Below are 866 nucleotides of genomic sequence, written 5' to 3' on the forward strand. Positions count from 1 at the left end.
TACTACCCCCATCAGCCTTTGTCCTGCCATTAACTCCAGACTTGGATGGAACCAACTAAATCTAAAAAAACCGTATATTGCAGAAAAAGACGAACTTATGTCAAAAAAAGGTTTGATTCATAAAACAATTGAAACATTGGAAAAACTGCCAGAAGACAGTATTCAAGAAATTGCTGACTTTGCGGAGTTTATGTTGAAAAAAAATGAAGAACAAATCCTTCAAAAAGGAATAGAAACAATGGTCAGCGAATCCGATAGTTTTGCTTTTCTGCAGGATGAGGAAGATTTATATAATGAGGATGATTTAAAAGAAAAATACTGATGCAGCAGGGAGATATCATTTTGATCCCTTTTCCATTCACCGATCTGACAGGCAGTAAAAAGCGCCCTGCGTTGATACTGATTGTTGGAATTTTAGACATCACTGTAAGCTTTATCTCTACGAAGCTACACTGGCAGGAACCGGCCGATATACTACTATACCCAAATTCAATAAATGGACTTAAGAAACCTTCACTCGTAAGAATAGGAAAGATGGCCACAATCGATAAATCCTTGGTAATAGGGAAATTGGGAAACCTTAATCTTAAAGAAATTAAGGTGTTGCATAAAAAGTTGATTCATATTTTTGAAATTAAAATAAATTAACCCTTAACAAATCCAAGAATAAGCCCAATAAAAGCTCAATCACCAAAGTAACAACCAAAAATAAGTCTCTTAACCCTTAACAAATTCCTAATCAAGGCCAACAATCACCCAGCGGAACAAAGTCTTGTTACTGCAATAAAAACCTAAATTCCGCTCCTTAACCCATCACAGCATGCCTTTTTAGGCTGATTTTCAGTCCGATAAGCTCAGGTACCCAT

General features: G+C 36.1%; 2 protein-coding genes. Both read left to right on the forward strand.

Annotated features, from left to right (window positions below; all coding sequences use genetic code 11):
- Positions 1–322: DUF2281 domain-containing protein (locus GJQ68_RS23100; protein ID WP_235941871.1), on the forward strand; the 322-nt coding region annotated here is incomplete at its 5' end.
- Positions 322–648 carry a type II toxin-antitoxin system PemK/MazF family toxin gene (locus GJQ68_RS23105; protein WP_162419620.1) on the forward strand — a complete coding sequence of 109 codons (327 nt, stop codon included), beginning with the start codon at positions 322–324 and terminating at the stop codon, positions 646–648. The genes GJQ68_RS23100 and GJQ68_RS23105, both read left to right, overlap by 1 nt.
- Positions 649–866 lie beyond the last annotated feature (218 nt).

Origin of the sequence: Cyclobacterium roseum, from assembly GCF_010119225.1 — a bacterium.
Lineage (GTDB): Bacteria > Bacteroidota > Bacteroidia > Cytophagales > Cyclobacteriaceae > Cyclobacterium > Cyclobacterium roseum.